This window comes from uncultured Nonlabens sp. (genome assembly GCF_947495285.1).
Taxonomy (GTDB): domain Bacteria; phylum Bacteroidota; class Bacteroidia; order Flavobacteriales; family Flavobacteriaceae; genus Nonlabens.
In genome coordinates this window covers 1-1127 of the sequence record NZ_CANLXZ010000073.1, presented here as the reverse complement: position 1 = coordinate 1127, position 1127 = coordinate 1, and the positions used below count along the sequence as shown (strand labels likewise).

The following is a 1127-nucleotide window of genomic DNA, read 5'->3' as shown; positions in this document are numbered from 1 at the left end:
TCTAAATGAAACTGAGAAATATCCTAATGATCGTTTACAAAGTGGTGCTGAGGTTTCTGATAATTTTCTAGTTGTTGGAGCTACTGGTAAATTGGAGGAAGAGAATTTAAAACCAGAATTTTCAAGTTTTGGTTCTCGTGATGTCGATTTATTTACTCCAGGCACAAACATCTCTACGATAATTCCAGATAATAAATATGAAGATAATGTTTCAGGCACCTCTTGTGCAGGTGCCATCACCTCGGGCGTAGCGGCACTAGTACGCTCTTACTACCCAGATCTTACCGCATCACAGGTAAAGCATATTCTTATGGATTCTGGAGTAGAGTATACCATCCCTGTAGCGACACCTACAGAAGAAGATCCAGATAAAATGACGCCTTTTAATGAGCTTTCTAAATCCGGAAGAGTATTGAATGCTTACAATGCGTTATTGATGGCAGAGAAGCTTTCTAGAGGGAAATAATACCAATTTAGTTCTTAAATGCCGCATAAAAAGCTTTTAGATAATGATGATTTCCTGTGATTGATTTTATAGTTTGATTGTCCATTTTTTTTACCATTTCACACAACCATTCTCTGAGGGAACTCATCGATTCAAATCTTTGATTCTTGAATCGATTCTTTATGTATTGCCAAATTTGTTCACATGGATTGAGTTCTGGGTTATATGGCGGTATCCTCAATAGGTATATGTTTTCTGGTATATCTATATTTTTTGTAGAATGAAACCCTGCGTTATCTATGACTACAATTTTAAATTCTTTTGGTTTATATAATGAGAACTCTTTTAGGTAAGCTTCGAATATTGTAGTGTCTACTCCATTTATCTCCCAGACAAAGGAGTCTCCGTTTATAGGAGAGTAACTACCGTATAAGTAGGTAGTCTTAAAGATATGTTGATAGGTAACTATTGGCTTTACTCCTGATGCAGTTAAGTACTTTCCTAAATGATTCATTAATCCAAATCGAGCTTCATCTTGAAAGTAGAGGTTCACATCGTTAACGTTATTCTTATTTAGACTTAATCTAATGTCATTTAGCGTATTAACCTGAGTTCGATTAATATTTAAGTAGATTTTTCTAGCAAAAAAGATAGATTTTTAGTAAATTAAAGTGTTGAATTT

2 protein-coding genes are annotated in these 1127 nt (G+C 34.4%); one reads left to right on the top strand and one right to left on the bottom strand.

Annotated features, from left to right (window positions below):
• The coding region (locus tag Q0838_RS14190; protein ID WP_298956543.1) for a S8 family serine peptidase at positions 1-466 on the top strand (466 nt) is incomplete at its 5' end.
• Positions 467-473: 7 nt separating this feature from the next.
• Here the strand turns inward: Q0838_RS14190 and Q0838_RS14185 are convergent.
• A complete protein-coding gene (locus Q0838_RS14185; RefSeq protein ID WP_298956545.1) occupies positions 474-1067 on the bottom strand; it encodes an IS630 family transposase in 594 nt (197 codons plus the stop codon).
• Positions 1068-1127 lie beyond the last annotated feature (60 nt).